The organism is Pseudomonas nitroreducens TX1 (assembly GCF_000313755.1).
GTDB classification, from domain to species: domain Bacteria; phylum Pseudomonadota; class Gammaproteobacteria; order Pseudomonadales; family Pseudomonadaceae; genus Pseudomonas; species Pseudomonas nitroreducens_A.
The window spans coordinates 26,207-42,726 of record NZ_AMZB01000103.1 but is presented as its reverse complement, the minus strand read 5'-3'; the positions used below and the strand labels follow the sequence as shown (position 1 = coordinate 42,726).

The window sequence follows — 16,520 nt, the reverse complement described above, 5'->3', positions numbered from 1 at the left end:
CGCTTGTTCCTCTTCAGGCTATTCGTGGCGCGGCGCAGTGGACATACGCCAGATGAGCAGCGCCACGGAGGTATTCAGGCGGAACTGCGCGTCGTCCAGGGACTGGCCGCTCAGGGCCTCGATGCGCGCGATCCGCTGGTTCAGGGTGTTACGGTGAATGCCCAGGCGCTGTGCCGCCCTGAGCGCGTTGCCGTTCTCCTGGACGAGCGCGTCGAGCGTCTCGATCAGCAGGTGCGGCTGTTTGCGCCCCGGCTCCGAGAGCGGGCCGAGGGTGTCTTTCATGAACTGCTCGACCACCGCGCGATCGGGGATCGCCCGCAGCAGGCGCAGCACGCCCAGCTCACGGTAGTCGCAGAAGCCACCGGGCGCCTGCATGCCTTCGGCAACGTCCAGGGCCTGGCGCGCTTCGAGCAGCGCACGGGGATATTCCGCGCAGCTATCGGCGCAGGCGGAAAGACCGAGGTAAACACGCAGCGGTGCCAGTTGCTGCTGCAGTTCGGCAGCCAGGGCGTGCAATTCGGCGCGCTCGGCGTGGGCTAGCAACAGGACGAAAAGATCGCCCTGAATCACCACCGGCAGGCGCTCCGGGCGTTCCTGCTGCCAGTTTTCCAGGTGATCGAGCAGGCGTTGACGCGTCAGCTGCAGCGCGCGTTCGGCCTCTTCGGGATCGTGCTGCTGGAACAGTGTGTCGACGCCCGACAGCCGCAACGCCACCAGGCGACGCGGGACCTCCAGCGGCAACTGCAGGTGTTGCGCACGGCGCCGGACGATTTCCAGGCTGGGGAAGTCGCCGCTGAGCAATTGGCCGAGGATGTCGCGGCGCGAAGTCTTCACCTGGGTCATCTGCACCAGCGCCGTGCCGATCAGGTGGGTGACGATGACCATCTTCAGCGCGTAGGGCTGCTCGATCAGCGGCAGGCCCTCGGATTCGGCCAAATGAATCACGGACTGGGGAATGCGCTGGATGAACTCGTCGCCGGTGAGGATGACGATGCCGGCGATGCCGCTGGCGACGCCTTCGCGCACCAGCTCCAGCAGGTTGGCTTCGTCGCGGCTGTGGTTGATGCCGGTGACGAACACCAGCTCGCCGCCCATCACCCAGTCGGCAATGCCGACGTTCTCCGCCACGTAGGACCAGCGCACGCTGCGATGCAGGTTGCGCGCGCCGGCTCGCAGCGCGAGGCTTTCCAGCCCCGGCAGGCGGAGGATTTCCTCGACGCTCAGGCTCAAGCGCGCGGCTCGGCCACCGGCGCACGGGCGCGGGTGACTTCGGTGAGGGCGATGTAGCAGAGGGCCGAGGCGGCGATGCCCACCAGCGGCGCGATCCATGGCGAGGCGTAGGCCAGGCCGGCGCCGACCGCGTAGGACGCGAGGCCCGAGACGTTGAAGGCCGGGATGTGCGTGCCTACCAGCGCCGGGTACTCGCCGCGGTTGCGGTACCAGAAGTCGGCCATGATCACGCCGCCCAGCGGCGGGATGATCGAGCCCAGCAGCACCAGGAACGGGATCAGCCATTCGTACATGCCGCCGATGGCGAGGATGATGCCGATACCGGCGGCCAGCAGGGTCATGCTGCGGCGGCGCTCGCTGCGCACCAGGTGGCAGGCGGCGGCGGAAACGTTGTAGATGGTCGGGCCCTGGATGGTCCACAGGTTCAGGCAGAGCATGATCACCGCGGCGAAGGACAGGCCCTGCAGCACCATCACTTCGACGATGTCGGCGTTCTGGTAGACGATGGCGCACCAGGCGCCGGCGACGATCATCAAACCGTTGCCGATGAGGAAGGCGACCACGCTGGCGATCACCGCGATGCGCCCGCTGCGGGCCATGCGCGTCCAGTTGGTGGCCTGGGTCGCGCCGCTGGCGAAGGTGCCGAAGACCATGGTCACGGCGGCGGAGAAGGTCAGGGTCTGGCTCGGCTCCTTCGCCAGCAGGCCGCTCCAGCCGCCAGCATGGTTGGTGGCGATGACCATCGACGCCACCAACAGGATGAACATCAGCGGCACCGACACGCGGGACATGATGTCCAGGCCCTTGAAGCCGATGATCGCGGTGATCGAGAACAGCAGGCCGAACACCACCATCAGCGGAATGTTCAGCCACTCGGGCAGGCTCAGCATCTTCACCAGCACGATGGCGACGGTGGCGGTGCCCCAGGCGTACCAGCCCAGTTCCGCGAAACCGAGGAGGAAGTCGGACAGCTTGCTGCCGCGCTCGCCGAAGCAGAAGCGGCCCATCAGCACGGTGTTCAGGCCGCTGCGCGAGGCGATCAGGCCCAGGGCGGCGGCGTAGATGGCGAGCAGCACGTTGCCGATGAAGGCGACCCAGAGCATGTCGACGAAATCGAAGGCCATGCCGATCTTGCCGCCGGCGAACATGGTGCCGGTGAAGAAGGTGAAGCTGAACAGGACCATGGCGATGGGCAGCAGGCCCTTGCGCCCTTCCCTGGGCGTCGCGCTCAGGGGGAACTCACTGGGGGAACTCATCGAGGTTTTTTTCATCGGGGGAGCATCCGCGAGGATTGGTTGAGGACTCCCGGCCCAACGCAAATAGCGGGCCGGAAAAGCCAATCAGGAACGACGCGGAAATTTTGAGCATGTCGAACATTGTGAACTGTTCACAATGCACACTTCCGGTGGGTGTAACGGCGTTTCAAGATAGCTCAAATGTGCATTGTGCGGATTTTCGGGGCACTCTGCAGCCTTTTCGCACCAAAACAGACGAATCCCCTGACATTGATCACTGCCGTTCGGCGGAATTCCTGCCGCGAAGCGCAGCGGCGATCTGCACTTTCTGCCTACGACACGCTGTCACCCCCAGACAAGGAAATGGCACGGACAACAAGTCCGCCCTGCCCCGACGCAGGCAGACTCTGCTCACTGTTCCGTCCGCTGCCTGCGCTGGGCAGGCGGCCTGAAAACAACCGAAAGCCCGCCAACAAGAAAAAGGGAGTACCCGCCAATGAGCGTCGCCAGGTTCCTCGCTCCATCGGTCCTCGCGCTGGCCACATGCATCGCGATGGGCGCAGCCCAGGCCGAGCTGCCGACCGAGAGCATCGGTGAGACCGTCTTGCCATTCCCGCCCTCGCCGCACCGCGCCTACATCGTCGACGTGGAGTTCGAGAACTTCATCGCCGGCCGCGTCACCGTCGTCGACCCCGAGCAGAAGAAGATGCTGGGCATGGTCAGCACCGGTTTCGTCGCGCCGTCCACCCTGAGCCACGACGCCAAGACCCTGTATTCCGCCGACACCTTCTACTCCCGCGGCACCCGCGGCGTGCGCACCGACGTGCTGACCGCCTGGGACACCTCGAACCTGCGTCCGAAGTGGGAAGTGGAAATCCCGGCCAAGCGCGCCTCGATCCTGACCCAGAAGTACGCCCTGGGCACCAGCTCGGACGATCGCTTCGTCTACATCTACAACTTCACCCCGTCCACCTCGGTCACCGTGGTCGACACGCAAGAGAAAAAGGTCGCCAGCGAGATCGCCATCAGCGGCTGCGTGCTCAACTACCCGGTGGGCAAGCGCGCCTTCGCCTCGCTGTGCGGTGACGGCCAACTGCAGATCACCAGGATCGGCGACGACGGCAAGGAAACCGGCCGCAGCCAGACGCCGTTCTTCGACCCGAACAAGGAGAAGCTTAACGAACGCGGCCTGGCCGTGGGCGAGACCTACTTCTTCGTCACCACCGACGGCATGGTCAAGCCGGTGGACGTTTCCGGCGACAAGCCGAAGATGCTGCCGAGCTGGTCGCTGACCACCGACGAAGAGCGCAAGAAAGGCTGGGGCACTGGCGGCTGGCAGTTGATGGCGGTAGCGCCCAAGCTGAACCGCATGTACGTGCTGATGCATGAAGAGCACAGCGCCGGCAAATGGGAAGACCCGAGCCCGTTCATCTGGGTCTACGACCTGAAGACGCAGAAGAAGATCGGCACCCTGGAAGCGCCCAAGCCGGTGTGGAGCCTGCACGCCACCACCGACGACAAGCCGCTGCTGCTGGGCACCGACATCGAAGGCGGCCTGCAGATCTTCGACCTGAAGACCGGCAAGTACAACGGCGCCATGGACAAGATCGCCAAGACGCCGATCCTGGTCCTGAGCCACTAAGCCTTTCAAGAAAGCCAACCGAGAGGTACGGAAATGTTTTCCGATCCGATCCTGATCATCGCCAGTGCGGTGGCCGTCGCGGTGCTGCTCTCCAGCGCCGCCAGCCATAAGCTGCGCGCGCCGATGCGCTTCGCCCGCCAGGTCGAAGACTACGGCCTGCTGCCAGCCTCGCTCGTCGGCCCGGTGGCCCGCGTGCTGCCAGTGGTCGAGGGCGTTATCGCCTTCGCCCTGCTGGTGCCGGCGAGCCGCCACGTCGCAGCCCTGGCCGCCGCGGCGCTGATCCTGTTCTATGCCGGCGCCATCGGCATCAACCTCTGGCGCGGTCGTCGCGACATCGACTGCGGCTGCTCCGGCCCCGGCCAGATGCAACCGCTGCGCCCGGTGCTGCTGCTGCGCAACGCGATCATCGCCGGTCTCGGCCTGCTCGCCGCCGGCAGCCCGCAGGCTCGCGAGCTGGGCGTGTTCGACGCCTTCGTGATCCTTGCGGCCAGCGCCGTCACCCTGCTCCTGTACGCCGCGGCCGACAGCCTGCTGGCGAACCATCCCCGTCTGCTCAAACTCATCGGAAGGTGAACAAATGGAAGGCCTGATCGTTTCCAACATTCTTCTCTGGGTGCTGCTCATCGCCCTCGCCTTCACCGTGATGGCGCTGGTGCGCCAGATCGGCGTCCTGCACGGCCGCATCGCTCCGGCCGGCGCGCTGATGGTCGACAAGGGCGTGGCCGTCAACGAGCCCGCGCCGAAAGTCACCGCCGCCGACCGTCACGGTCGTCCGGTCAACTTCGGCTATGAAGGTGAGCGCGGACAACTGCTGTTCTTCCTCTCGCCGACCTGCCCGATCTGCAAATCGCTGCTGCCGGCGATCAAGTCCATCGCCAAGGACAAGGCCGGCGAGTTGGACGTGGTCTACGTCAGCGACGGTGACATGGCCGCCCAGCAGGCGCTGATCGCCGAGCATGGTCTGGAGAAAGCTGCCTACGTGGTCGGCCCGGAAGTCGGCATGACCTACCAGATCGGCAAGCTGCCCTACGCCGCGCTGATCGACAGCAAGGGCATCCTGCGCGCCAAGGGCCTGGTGAACTCCCGCGAGCACCTGGACAGCCTGTTCGAGGTCGAGCACCTGGGCAGCGCCACCCTGCAGCAGTACATGAATGGCCACAGCCACAACGGCGTGCACGCCCACGACGCCAGCCACGGCCACAGCCACTGATCACGGAGAGAACAAGAATGAAATTCCTCGACAACCTGTTCGAGCGCTCCTCCCGCCAGGTGGCCAACGTCACTTCGCGGCGCAAGCTGCTGGGCCGCTTCGGCTCGCTGCTGGTGGCCGGCGCAGCCCTGCCGATCATCCTGCCGATCGACCGCACCTCCAAGGCGCTGGCCGCCGAGGCGCCCAAGGCCGGTGACCCAGGTGACCCGAACAGCTGCGACTACTGGCGCTACTGCTCCATCGACGGCTTCCTCTGCTCCTGCTGCGGCGGCACCACCACGTCCTGCCCGCCCGGCACTGATGCATCCCAGGTGACCTGGATCGGTACCTGCCGTAATCCGGCAGACGGCAAGGACTACATCATTTCCTACAACGACTGCTGCGGTAAGCACAGCTGCTCCCAGTGCGCCTGTACCCGCAACGAGAGCGAGGAACCGCTGTACCGTCCGTTCAACAACAACGACGTCAACTGGTGCCTGGGCGCGGAGTCGCGCATCTACAACTGCACCGTCACCATCATCCGCGGCGTCGCGGTCTAGGTCGGGAGAAGTCACATGCGCAGTCTCGTTGTCGGCGCCCTGCTCTGCAGCCTGGTCGCCCCCCTTGCCCAGGCCCGTGCGATCCCCGATCCGCACCAACGGCCGGCGCCCGGCAACGAGGAGGTGCAAAGGCCGATCTCCCAGCAAAGCTACACCCCAGCCACCAACTACCAGCTGCAATGCGCCGGCTGCCACCTCACCGAAGGCAGCGGCAGCAAGGCCAACGACACGCCGCGCCTGCACGGCTTCGTCGGCAACTTCCTGAAGGTGGACGGTGGCCGGCAATTCCTCGTGCGTGTACCGGGCATGTCCCAGTCCGCGCTGAACGACGCGCAGCTCGCCGACCTGCTCAACTGGCTGCTGCGCAAGGAAGGCATGGCCGGCGACAGCATGCCCGCCGAGTTCAAGCCCTACACTGCCGAGGAAGTCAAAGCCACGCGCTACCAGGCCCTGCTCAACCTGCCGGGCACCCGCGCCGGGTTGATCCAGGAAATGCGCAAGCAGGGCATCGCCATCACCGATGGGATGAGCGATTCCTATTGAAGATTTGCCTCCGCACTCAGCCCGCCGCTCCAGCGGGCTTTTTTATGCGCGCGAACAGTGGCCTGAGGCTGCTCAGCCCAAACAACGAATTCATAGCGACTGGGCACAGGTGTGCACTCCTTCCACCGCATCGCTGGATCTCCCGACTCAGCAATCCCGTGATCCTGAATGCGTTACCCATGTCTCCCAACACCTGTTAACCATGTCTTTGGGCAGAACACTCAGGCGCGCCCCCTCCCACAAAGGCCGGAGCCCGGGTCTCAGGGCACCGGCGCACTCATGTACTCGACCATCCGCTCGCGCAGCCAGCGTTCTGCTGGGTCATTGTCGTGGGCGGCGTTCCAGACCAGGGACAGCTCGGCCGGCCTGATCTCCAACGGGGGGGATTCGGCGCGCAGGCAGCTGTCCTCCACCAGCGCGCAGGCCGCGTAGTCGGGAACGGTGGCGATCATCTCGGTGTTGCGCAGCAGCGCGCGCAGGCTGCCGAACTGCGGCACGGCCAGCACCACGCGACGGCGGCGTTCGATACGCTCAAGGTCCAGGTCGATGGCGCCGTTCAGGTCGCCAGAGAAGGACACCATCACATGTGGTCGCGAACAGTAGTCGTCCAGGGTCAGCGGGCCGGGGCGATCGTCACCGCGCAGCACCTTCACGCCGATATCGCGCAGCTTTCGGCGCTTGGCGTTGGCCGGCAGGTCGGTGGTGTAGCTGACGCCGACAGTGATCTCACCGGAGGACAGCAGCGCCGGCATCAGCAGGAAGTTGGCGCGCCGCACCACCACAGTGATATTCGGCGCTTCCTGCTGCAGGCGCGCCAGCAGCGCCGGGAACAGGCCGAACTCGGCGTCGTCGGAAAGGCCCAGGCGGAAGATGTTGCAGCTGCTCTCGGGCTCGAAGGTCTTGGCCCGGCTGACGGCTGCGGAGATCACGTCCATCGCCGGGCGCAGCTCCTCGAAGATATGCAGCGCCCGGCTGGTGGGTTCCATGGCGCGGCCGGCACGCACCAGCAGCGGGTCGTCGAACAGGTCCCGCAGGCGGGCCAGGGCGGCGCTGACGGTGGACTGGGTGATGAACAGCTTCTCGCCGACGCGGGTGAGGTTCCGCTCCAGCATCAGGGATTCGAAGATCACCAGCAGGTTCATGTCCAGGCGGCGCAGATCGTTTCGGTTCATGGCTGGTCGCTCGGGGCTGTGGAGTGGGCATCTTTGCACAAGACGAGGGCCGCGCCAGTCGATCATGAAACAGGGTATTTTTCTTGGACGCGTGTGCTCATTCGCGCACCGTTTGGCTTAATCCGATTGAGCATCGGATCACCTTGATTTACCTTGATTTTTTTACATTCCGGAGCGGCATTTCAGCCGCCGATGAAACGAGAAGAGAGACGCCATGCCCGCACCTGCCCACCAGGTAGCGACCATGCTCGCCCCCCAGACCCACCGCCTGGTCCAGCAACTCATGGAGGCGCTGGAAAGCCAGGGCGACGGCCTCCACCAGGCCAGCCAGCGCCTTTGCCAGCACCTGCTGGAACACTACCGGATGCCCGCGCCCTGCGATGACGGACCGGATGCTTGCGAGCGCCTCGCCCTCGCCCCCTGGCAGGAACGCAAGGCCAAGGACATCCTCGCCGGCAGCCTGCTCAGCCGTTTGTATATCGCCGATGTCGCCGAGCAATGCGGTATGTCGCGCAGCCATTTTTCCCGCGCCTTCAAGCAGGCCACCGGGCTTGCGCCACGGGAGTGGGCGCTGCGCCTGCGCATCGACCGCGCCCGCGAACTGCTGGCCAGCGGCGAAGCCCCGATCTCCCAGGTCAGCCAGGAATGTGGCTTCGCCGACCAGTCGCACTTCTGCCGCAGCTTCCGCAAGCTGGTGGGCTGCACGCCGAACCGCTGGCGACAGGCCAGCCGGGTGGGCGGCGCGGAGGAGCTGACTTCTTCGTAGGAGCGGACTCCGTCCGCGACTGATTTTGCCCAAGTCCCGGATGCCCCTGAGCGGCGGAAAAGCGATCGCGGACAGAGCCCGCTTCTACCTGGATAATCCTGTGCCAGCCTCGCCCCTCTCCCCCGCCCTCTCCCTGAAGGGAGAGGGAGCCGTCCGTGCCGGCTGACGCTTTGGTTTCAACCTGCACCGACCCAGTCCCCTCTCCCTTCAGGGAGAAGGAGCCGTCCGTGCCGGCTGACGCTTTGGTTTCAACCTGCACCAACCGAGTCCCCTCCCCCTTCAGGGAGAGGGAGCCGTCCGTGCCGGCTGACGCTTTGGTTTCAACCTGCACCAACCCAGTCCCCTCTCCCTTCAGGGAGAGGGAGCCGTCCGTGCCGGCTGACGCTTTGGTTTCAACCTGCACCAACCCAGTCCCCTCTCCCTTCAGGGAGAGGGAGCCGTCCGTGCCGGCTGACGCTTTGGTTTCAACCTGCACCAACCCAGTCCCCTCTCCCTTCAGGGAGAGGGAGCCGTCCGTGCCGGCTGACGCTTTGGTTTCAACCTGCACCAACCCAGTCCCCTCTCCCTTCAGGGAGAGGGAGCCGTCCGTGCCGGCTGACGCTTTGGTTTCAACCTGCACCAACCCAGTCCCCTCTCCCTTCAGGGAGAGGGTTAGGGAGAGGGAGTCCAGGGCACTGACTTTCAGAGAAAGACAGTTGCTCCTACACCCATCCCGCCTGCGGAGACGCGCGCCCCGCCGCAGCGAACCCTCGACTCAGCTTCGTTCAGGAAAGGTTCAGCCAGGATCGGCCGAACCTTGAGATATGACAGCCCTACAGCAATTTCCTACAGCTACGCTTCCCTGCAGTTATTCACCTTTCCCACTTGGCAGGAGCCGGGAGTCAAAGCATGACTGCACAGCAAACCACCGACGGCAATCGGCACAGCACCGACCCCAAAAGCACCGACTGGTACCGCAAGAGCGTCGACCAGACCCTGGCCGATCTGCAGACCTGCGCGCAGGGCCTCTCCCCTGACGAAGCCGAGGCGCGGTTGCTGCGCGTCGGCCCCAACGCCTTGCCGGCCAAGGCGGTCGATCCGCTCTGGCTGCGCTTCGCCCGGCACTTCAACGATGTGCTGATCTACATCCTCCTGGCCGCCGCCGTGGCCACCGCGCTGATGGGCCACTGGACCGACACCGTCGTCATCCTGCTGGTGGCGGTGATCAACGCAGGCATCGGCTTCTTCCAGGAGAACAAGGCGGAGAAGTCACTCGCTGCCCTGCGCGGCATGCTCAGCAGTACCGCCCACGTGGTGCGCAACGGCAAGAAGGTCGAGATGGACGCCGCCCGGCTGGTGCCGGGCGACATCGTCATCCTGCGTCCCGGCGACAAGATTCCCGCCGATGTACGCCTGTTTGACGTGCACCACCTGCAGGTCGAGGAATCCATGCTCACCGGGGAATCCCTCACCGTGGGCAAGCACGCCGACGCACTGGACAAGGAAGCGCTGCTGGCCGACCGCACCAACCTCGGCTTCTCCGGCACCAACGTCAGCGCCGGAAATGCGCGCGGCGTGGTGATCGCCACCGGCCCGACCACCGAACTCGGGCGCATCAACAAGCTGATCGCCAACGTCGACGAGGGCGAGACGCCGCTGCTGCGGCAGATCGCCGAGCTGGGCAAGCGCATCTTCCAACTGATCATCGGCATGATGGTGGCGCTCTTCATCATCGGCTTCTTCTGGCACGACTACCCCTTCGGCGAACTGCTGCTGTCGCTGATCAGCCTGGCGGTGGCCTCGGTACCGGAGGGCCTGCCGGCCATCGTCTCGATCATCCTGTCGCTGGGCGTGCAACGCATGGCACAGAACAAGGCGATCATCCGCAAGCTGCCGACCGTGGAAACCCTCGGCGCCATGAGCGTGATCTGCTCGGACAAGACCGGCACCCTGACCATGAACGAGATGACCGTGAAGAGCGTGCTGCTCGCCAACGGCATTTATGCGGTTGAGGGCCAGAGCTACGAGCCCAGGGGTCGCATCACCTTCGGCAGCACCAGCGAGGAGCTCGACTGGTCGCAACACACCGCGCTGGAGTCCTTCATCCGCGCAGTAGACATCTGCAACGACAGCAGCCTGCAACTGGGCGACGAAGGTCGCTGGGGCGTGGTCGGCGGCCCCACCGAGGGCGCGCTGAAAGTCCTGGCGCGCAAAGCCAACCTGCCGGAGATCGAGTTCCAGAAGTTCGGCAAGATTCCCTTCGACTCCGCCTACAAGTACATGGCGCGACGCTGCGACGTTGCCGGGCGGAGCCTGGTCTACCTCAAGGGCGCGCCCGACGTGCTGCTGCGCATGTGCCAACAGCAGCTCGGCGCGGGCGGTGTGGAGCCGCTGGACCGCGAGTACTGGGAGCGCGAGATGAGTTTCATCGCCGGGCAGGGCCTGCGCATGCTCGCCGCCGCCTACAAGCCGGTGCAGCCCGATGACGGCGTGATCGACCACGAGGACGTGCAGGACGGCATGATCTTCCTCGGCGTCGCCGGCCTGCTCGACCCGCCGCGCCCCGAGGCCATCGAGGCCATTGCGCTGTGCAAGCGCGCCGGCATCCAGGTGAAGATGATCACCGGCGACCACCCGGACACCGCCGTGGCCATCGCCGGCATGCTCGGCATGGGCAACGACCTGCGCGCCATGACCGGCCAGGAGCTGGAGCAGGCCGATGACACCCGGCTGAAATCCCTCGCCATGCAGTACTCGGTATTCGCCCGTACCAGCCCCGAGCACAAGCTGCGCCTGGTGCGCGCGCTGCAGGCCAACGAGGAAGTGGTCGGCATGACCGGCGACGGCGTCAACGACGCTCCGGCGCTGAAACAGGCCGACGTCGGTATCGCCATGGGCATCAAGGGCACCGAGGTGACCAAGGAAGCCGCCGACATGGTGCTCACCGACGACAACTTCTCCACCATCGCCGGCGCCGTGCGCGAAGGCCGCCGGGTCTATGACAACCTGAAGAAGACCGTGCTGTTCATCCTGCCGACCAACATGGCCCAGGGCCTGCTGATCGTCATGGCGATCCTCGCCGGCGCGGTGATTCCCCTGGCGCCGCTGCAGATCCTCTGGATGAACATGGCGACCTCCACCACCCTGTCCTTCGCCCTGGCCTTCGAGCCTGGCGAGCCGGGGATGATGCGCCGGCCGCCGCGCAACGCGAAGGAGTCGATCCTCAATGGCTTCGCGGTCTGGCGGGTGCTCTACGTCGGCGGCCTACTCACCGCCGCGGCCTTCCTGCTGGAAGCCTGGATGGTCAGCAACGGCCAGGACACCGACCACATCCGCACCATGATCCTGCACACCCTGGTCACCGCGCAGTGGGCCTACCTGTTCAATTGCCGCCTGCAGGAGGAGTTCTCGCTGAACACCGCGCTGCTGCGTAACGGCGCGCTGCTCACCGTGACCCTGGCGCTGATCCTGCTGCAGTGCTTCGTGATCTACGTGCCCTTCATGCAGACCGCCTTCCATACCGTTGCCCTGCCCTTCAGCGGCTGGCTGATCTCGCTGGGCATCGGCGTCGTGGTGTTCTTCGCGGTAGAGCTGGAGAAGCTGGTGATCCGTCGCTGGAAAGCGTCGCGCAGCTGATGCGCTTTTCGTAGGAGTGTGAGTGCAGGGTGTCGTGGGGTTAAAAATGATCGGGCGCAGCGCCTTGATCAATTGGAGTGGCGGAGATTCGATCGCGGACGGCGTCCGCTCCTACGCGGAACCATACCGTTGCAGGAGTGAGCTTGCTCGCGAACAGCCCATGCCACTCTGCCACGAGGTTTTGAGGACGCATCTGATAGCGACCTCATTGGCCGCCGTAGGAGCGAGCCCGCTGGCAAGCCCCGCCCGGATACTCACGACCGGCGGGCTCGCCCCTACAGTGCCACGCCCTTCCCTCCCCAGGTCCCCGGCCCTTCCCTGTAGGGGAAAGGAGGCGCATGCCGGGTGTTCCCGTTACCGCGAATAGCAAGCCTCGCGTAGGAGCGGACTGTGTCCGCGATCAATCCACCACTACTCAGATCCAGCCGGGAGCCGAGCGAAATCATCAATGATGAATCCGTTCCTGCGCGAGCAATCCATGTCCGCACCGGCCACACGTAACGGCGTTTCGTTTCTCTTGGATCGCGCCGGTACATTTGTGTTCCGAACAGCGCCAAGATTCGTGTGAATTCAAAGTAAAAGGCCCGCCAATCGGCGGGCCCGTGGAACCTTGGATCGGTCAGAGCGCCATGTCACTAGCGGCCTTTTCCAGCGCTGGGGCAGTGTCGGTCGGCTGGGCGGCAGGAGCCTGGTCGATGGCCGGCGGCGGGTCCAGTTGCAGGACCTTGGCGGTGTAGCTCCACTCCGCGAAGGTCTTCTGCGGGCTGTCGTTGAGCTTGGTGCCGTAGCTGGGGACGATCTGGTGGACCTTGGCCTGCCATTCGGGGGTGGCGAGTTTGTCCTTGAACACCTTCTCCAGCACGCTGAGCATGATCGGCGCGGCGGTGGAAGCGCCCGGCGATGCGCCCAGCAGGCCGGCGATGCTGCCGTCGGCGGAGGCGACGATCTCGGTGCCGAGCTTCAGCACGCCACCCTTGTCCGCGTCACGCTTGATGATCTGCACGCGCTGACCGGCTTGCCACAGGCGCCAGTCCTCGGCCTTGGCTTCCGGGAAGTATTCGCGCAGCGCCGCGAGGCGGTCGTCGTCGGAGAGCATCAGCTGGCCGGCGAGGTACTCCACCAGCGGATACTCATCGATGCCCACGCGGGTCATCGGCCAGACGTTGTGGACGTTGGTGCTGCCCAGCAGATCGAGGTACGAGCCTTCCTTGAGGAACTTGGTGGAGAAGGTGGCGAACGGCCCGAAGAGGATCACGCGCTTGCCGTCCAGCACGCGGGTATCCAGGTGCGGCACGGACATCGGCGGCGCGCCGACCGATGCTTTGCCGTAGGCCTTGGCCAGATGCTGCTGGGCGAGAGTCGGGTTCTCGGTGACCAGGAACGAACCGCCCACCGGGAAACCGGCGTAGTCCCTGGCTTCTTCGATACCGGATTTCTGCAGCAGGCGCAGTGCACCGCCGCCAGCGCCGATGAAGACGAATTTGGCGTCGGTTTCGGTAACACTGCCGTCCTTGAGGTTCTTGTACTCGACGCGCCAGGTGCCGTCGTCGTTGCGGGTGATGTCCTCGACTTCGCTGGAGAGCTTCAGGCTGAAGTTCGGTTTGGTCTGCAGGTAGCCGGCGAACTGGCGGGTGATCTCGCCGAAGTTCACGTCGGTGCCGATCGGCGTCCAGGTGGCAGCGATCTTCTGCGAGGGGTCGCGGCCCTGCATCATCAGCGGCACCCATTTGGCGATCTGCGCCGGGTCTTCGGAATACTGCATGCCGCGGAACAGCGGGCTGGCCTGCAGCGCCTCGTAGCGCTTCCTGAGGAAGGCGATGTTGTCGTCGCCCCAGACGAAGCTCATGTGCGGAGTGGAGTTGATGAACGAGCGCGGGTTCTTCAGCACGCCGTTCTGCACCTGCCAGGCCCAGAACTGACGGGAGATCTGGAAGGATTCGTTGATCTCCACCGCCTTGGCGATAGTGACGTTACCGTCTTTATCTTCGGGGGTGTAGTTCAGCTCGGCCAGGGCGGAATGGCCTGTGCCGGCGTTGTTCCAGCCGTTGGAGCTTTCCTGGGCGACGCCGTCCAGGCGCTCGACCATCTCCATGCTCCAGCCCGGCTCCAGCTCGTTGAGCCAGACGCCCAGGGTGGTGCTCATGATGCCGCCACCGATAAGCAGCACGTCGACTTTTTTTGTGTCCGCGAACGCGGGCGCGCAATTCACTGCCAGAGCGAGGCCCAGCAGCGCCCCGCTAACTTTCTTGATCATCGAAAGGTTTCTCGTCGTTAGGGCTTGGCCTTCCTCACCAGCGTCATTCAGCGTGAAGGCCGGCCCCGCGCACAGAGCGCGAACGATGGGCAAGGCGACAGATGACGAGGATGAGTCGGGACTCAGTTCCCTCCTCCGCCGACTCTGAGGCCTGCTTGATGGAATGAGGGACGTCCTGCGCAGAGAGACACGCAAAGCCTTCGGCTTTGGCTTTTGTTGTGGGAGGGATGCATGGTCTGCTGAAACGTTTGCGCATTCTATCGAAAGCGCCGCGCATCACCAACCTTTGCAGTCAACTATCGGCTGTCCGACTGAGCTGTAAGCCTCTTCGTATTGTTACAAGCCATTGATGGAGTAACTGTCTTCTTCTGAAAATCCGTGCCTGAGCTTTCCCTCTCCCCCGCCCTCTCCCTGAAGGGAGAGGGAGCCGATCCTGCCCGCTGAAGCCATGGTTTCGTCCTGCACCGAACGGTCCCCTCTCCCTTCAGGGAGAGGGCAAACCCCCGTGCAGGATTTCATATAGGAGCGAGCCAACGCCCTACGCACCAGAACGTTACCGAAGCGCACCGCCAACGCGCACGAATCGCCCCGTGTGTTACCGTTCCGCCCCGTTCCCGCACGCTCAGTCCTACGCCGTTTTCCCATACTCACCGCTCTACTTCGGCCAATCGCCACCAGTTCGTCAGGCTTGGCACGGCATCTGCTTAGTTGCATGCATGGATACTTGGATCCAAAAATCCACGAGGAACCCCCATGCGCCTGGTACCCGCTGCCCGCTCGCCGATGAGCGCTGAAGACGAGGCCTACGACTATCTCCTCCAAGCCATCTGCACCGGCCGCTACAAGACCGGCGACCGGCTGGTGGCCGAAGACATCGCCAGCGACATCGGCATGAGCCGCATGCCCGTGCGTGGTGCCTTCAAGCGCCTGGACGCCGAGGGCCTGGTGACCCTGCGCCCCAACCGCGGTGCCATCGTCAGCGGCCTGAACATCGAGGAAATGCGCGAAGTCTTCGAGATGCGCAGCGCCCTCGAAGGCCTCGCCATCCGCCTCGCCGTGCCACAACTCACCGACCGCGACCTGTCCCGCCTCGAACGCATGCTCGACGAAATGGACGACTACCGCGACGACAGCGCCGGGTGGGTCAGCCGCCACCGCGCCTTCCACGAATACCTCTGCAGCCTTTCCGGTCGTCCGCGCCTGCAACGGCAGATCACCGCACTCTATTCCGTGATCGAGCCGCACATGCGCCTGTGGCTGCAGCACGTCGACAAGCCCATGAGCGCCCGCGAGGAACACGCGGTGATCCTCGACGCCCTGCGCTCGGGTGATGCCCGCGAAGCCGAGCGGGTGATCTGCGACCACATCGAGGGGACTATCCCGTCCCTTGCGAAATTCCTCGAGGCGCAGTCCTCCTGAGAGAAAGAATCGAAGCAACGGGCGCCTAGACCCGTACTTCTGTGTCCCTGAACTGCCCCTGGCAACCCACCCCGGAGAGCAACATGTTCGAACGCAGGATCCCGCAGTGCCTTCTCGCCCTTTGCCTGGCCGCCCCGCTGGCGCACGCCGAAGTGAAGATTCCCGACCGCTTGCAGAGCGTCCAGAAAGTGACCTTCTGCGGCGGCATGGACTCCCCGCCCATGGGCTTCTATGACGCCAACCAGAAGCTCACCGGGGTCACCATCGACCTGGGCGAAGCCATCGCCAAGCGCCTGGGCGACAAGAAGATCGACTGGCGCATCACGCCCTTCTCCGGACTGATCCCGGCGCTGCTCGCCGGCCAATGCGACATGCTGGTGGACCAGTTGTTCGACAAGCCCGAACGGCGCGAAGTGATCGACATGGTCAACTACATGTATTCCAGCCAGGCCGTGGTGGTCGCCAAGGGTAACCCCGAGGGTATCCGCAGCCTGGACGACCTCTCCGGCAAGAAAGTCGCGGTGCTCAACGGCTCCACCATTCGCACTCTGCTCGACGCCCACAACGAAAAGCTGGCCAAGGCCGGCAAGCCACCGATGAAGGTGGTGGTCTACAACACCGACACCGACGCCTTCCAGTCCCTGCGCATCCGCCAGACCGACGCCTACGGCACCACCGTGGAAACCGCCGGTTACTACCAGAGCATGGCGCCGGACCTGTTCGAGATCGGCGTGCCGGCCTTCGCGCGCATTCTCACCGGCCTGGGCATCCGCAAGGAAGACAAGCAGCTGAGCGAAGCCGTCACCCAGATCATCAAGGACATGCAGGCCGACGGCAGCTACGCCGCCCTCCTGGCCAAGTGGCATATCGAAGGCGACAAACTGGACTGAGGTAA

The 16,520-nt window shown here is 64.7% G+C and carries 13 protein-coding genes; 9 read left to right on the top strand and 4 right to left on the bottom strand.

Features of this window, described 5'->3' with window-relative positions; translation table 11 throughout:
- Nucleotides 1–18: 18 nt before the first annotated feature.
- On the bottom strand, nt 19–1,230 hold the full coding sequence (locus C167_RS0111180) for a PucR family transcriptional regulator (protein WP_017518365.1): 1,212 nt from the start codon (nt 1,228–1,230) through the stop codon (nt 19–21).
- Nucleotides 1,227–2,486 (bottom strand): cytosine permease, encoded by a 1,260-nt coding sequence (gene codB, locus C167_RS0111175; RefSeq protein WP_017518364.1) that lies wholly within the window; start codon nt 2,484–2,486, stop codon nt 1,227–1,229. The genes C167_RS0111180 and codB overlap by 4 nt, the downstream gene beginning before the upstream one ends.
- A gap of 532 nt (nt 2,487–3,018) precedes the next feature.
- Between codB and C167_RS0111170 the strand changes: the two genes are divergently transcribed.
- The 5 genes from C167_RS0111170 to C167_RS0111150 are packed head-to-tail and all read left to right on the top strand — an operon-like array spanning nt 3,019 to nt 6,399.
- A complete protein-coding gene (locus tag C167_RS0111170) occupies nt 3,019–4,107 on the top strand; it encodes an amine dehydrogenase large subunit (protein WP_235154314.1) in 1,089 nt (362 codons plus the stop codon).
- Between the two features lie 33 nt (nt 4,108–4,140).
- A complete protein-coding gene (locus tag C167_RS0111165) occupies nt 4,141–4,680 on the top strand; it encodes a MauE/DoxX family redox-associated membrane protein (RefSeq protein WP_017518362.1) in 540 nt (179 codons plus the stop codon).
- Between the two features lie 4 nt (nt 4,681–4,684).
- Nucleotides 4,685–5,317, top strand: coding sequence for a methylamine dehydrogenase accessory protein MauD (gene mauD / locus C167_RS0111160; RefSeq protein ID WP_017518361.1), 633 nt, complete (start codon nt 4,685–4,687; stop codon nt 5,315–5,317).
- A gap of 17 nt (nt 5,318–5,334) precedes the next feature.
- On the top strand, nt 5,335–5,856 hold the full coding sequence (locus C167_RS0111155; protein WP_017518360.1) for a methylamine dehydrogenase light chain: 522 nt from the start codon (nt 5,335–5,337) through the stop codon (nt 5,854–5,856).
- Nucleotides 5,857–5,871: 15 nt separating this feature from the next.
- Nucleotides 5,872–6,399: a c-type cytochrome gene (locus C167_RS0111150; protein WP_017518359.1), complete on the top strand. Its 528-nt coding sequence runs from the start codon at nt 5,872–5,874 to the stop codon at nt 6,397–6,399.
- A 260-nt stretch (nt 6,400–6,659) separates the two neighbouring features.
- On the opposite strand, the gene C167_RS0111145 is transcribed toward C167_RS0111150, so the two are convergent.
- Complete coding sequence (locus tag C167_RS0111145; protein WP_017518358.1) at nt 6,660–7,571, bottom strand: LysR substrate-binding domain-containing protein; 912 nt, start codon at nt 7,569–7,571, stop codon at nt 6,660–6,662.
- 214 nt (nt 7,572–7,785) lie between these two features.
- Between C167_RS0111145 and C167_RS33270 the strand changes: the two genes are divergently transcribed.
- Nucleotides 7,786–8,337 (top strand): AraC family transcriptional regulator, encoded by a 552-nt coding sequence (locus C167_RS33270; RefSeq protein ID WP_017518357.1) that lies wholly within the window; start codon nt 7,786–7,788, stop codon nt 8,335–8,337.
- An 888-nt stretch (nt 8,338–9,225) separates the two neighbouring features.
- Nucleotides 9,226–11,952: a cation-transporting P-type ATPase gene (locus tag C167_RS0111135; RefSeq protein WP_017518356.1), complete on the top strand. Its 2,727-nt coding sequence runs from the start codon at nt 9,226–9,228 to the stop codon at nt 11,950–11,952.
- Nucleotides 11,953–12,571: 619 nt separating this feature from the next.
- Here the strand turns inward: C167_RS0111135 and mqo are convergent.
- A complete protein-coding gene (gene mqo, locus C167_RS0111130; RefSeq protein ID WP_017518355.1) occupies nt 12,572–14,206 on the bottom strand; it encodes a malate dehydrogenase (quinone) in 1,635 nt (544 codons plus the stop codon).
- 753 nt (nt 14,207–14,959) lie between these two features.
- On the opposite strand from mqo, the gene C167_RS0111125 reads away from it, so the two are divergent.
- Both C167_RS0111125 and C167_RS0111120 read left to right on the top strand, forming a co-directional pair.
- Complete coding sequence (locus C167_RS0111125) at nt 14,960–15,625, top strand: GntR family transcriptional regulator (RefSeq protein ID WP_017518354.1); 666 nt, start codon at nt 14,960–14,962, stop codon at nt 15,623–15,625.
- An 83-nt stretch (nt 15,626–15,708) separates the two neighbouring features.
- Nucleotides 15,709–16,515, top strand: a complete 807-nt coding sequence (locus C167_RS0111120; RefSeq protein WP_017518353.1) for an ABC transporter substrate-binding protein — start codon at nt 15,709–15,711, stop codon at nt 16,513–16,515.
- Nucleotides 16,516–16,520 lie beyond the last annotated feature (5 nt).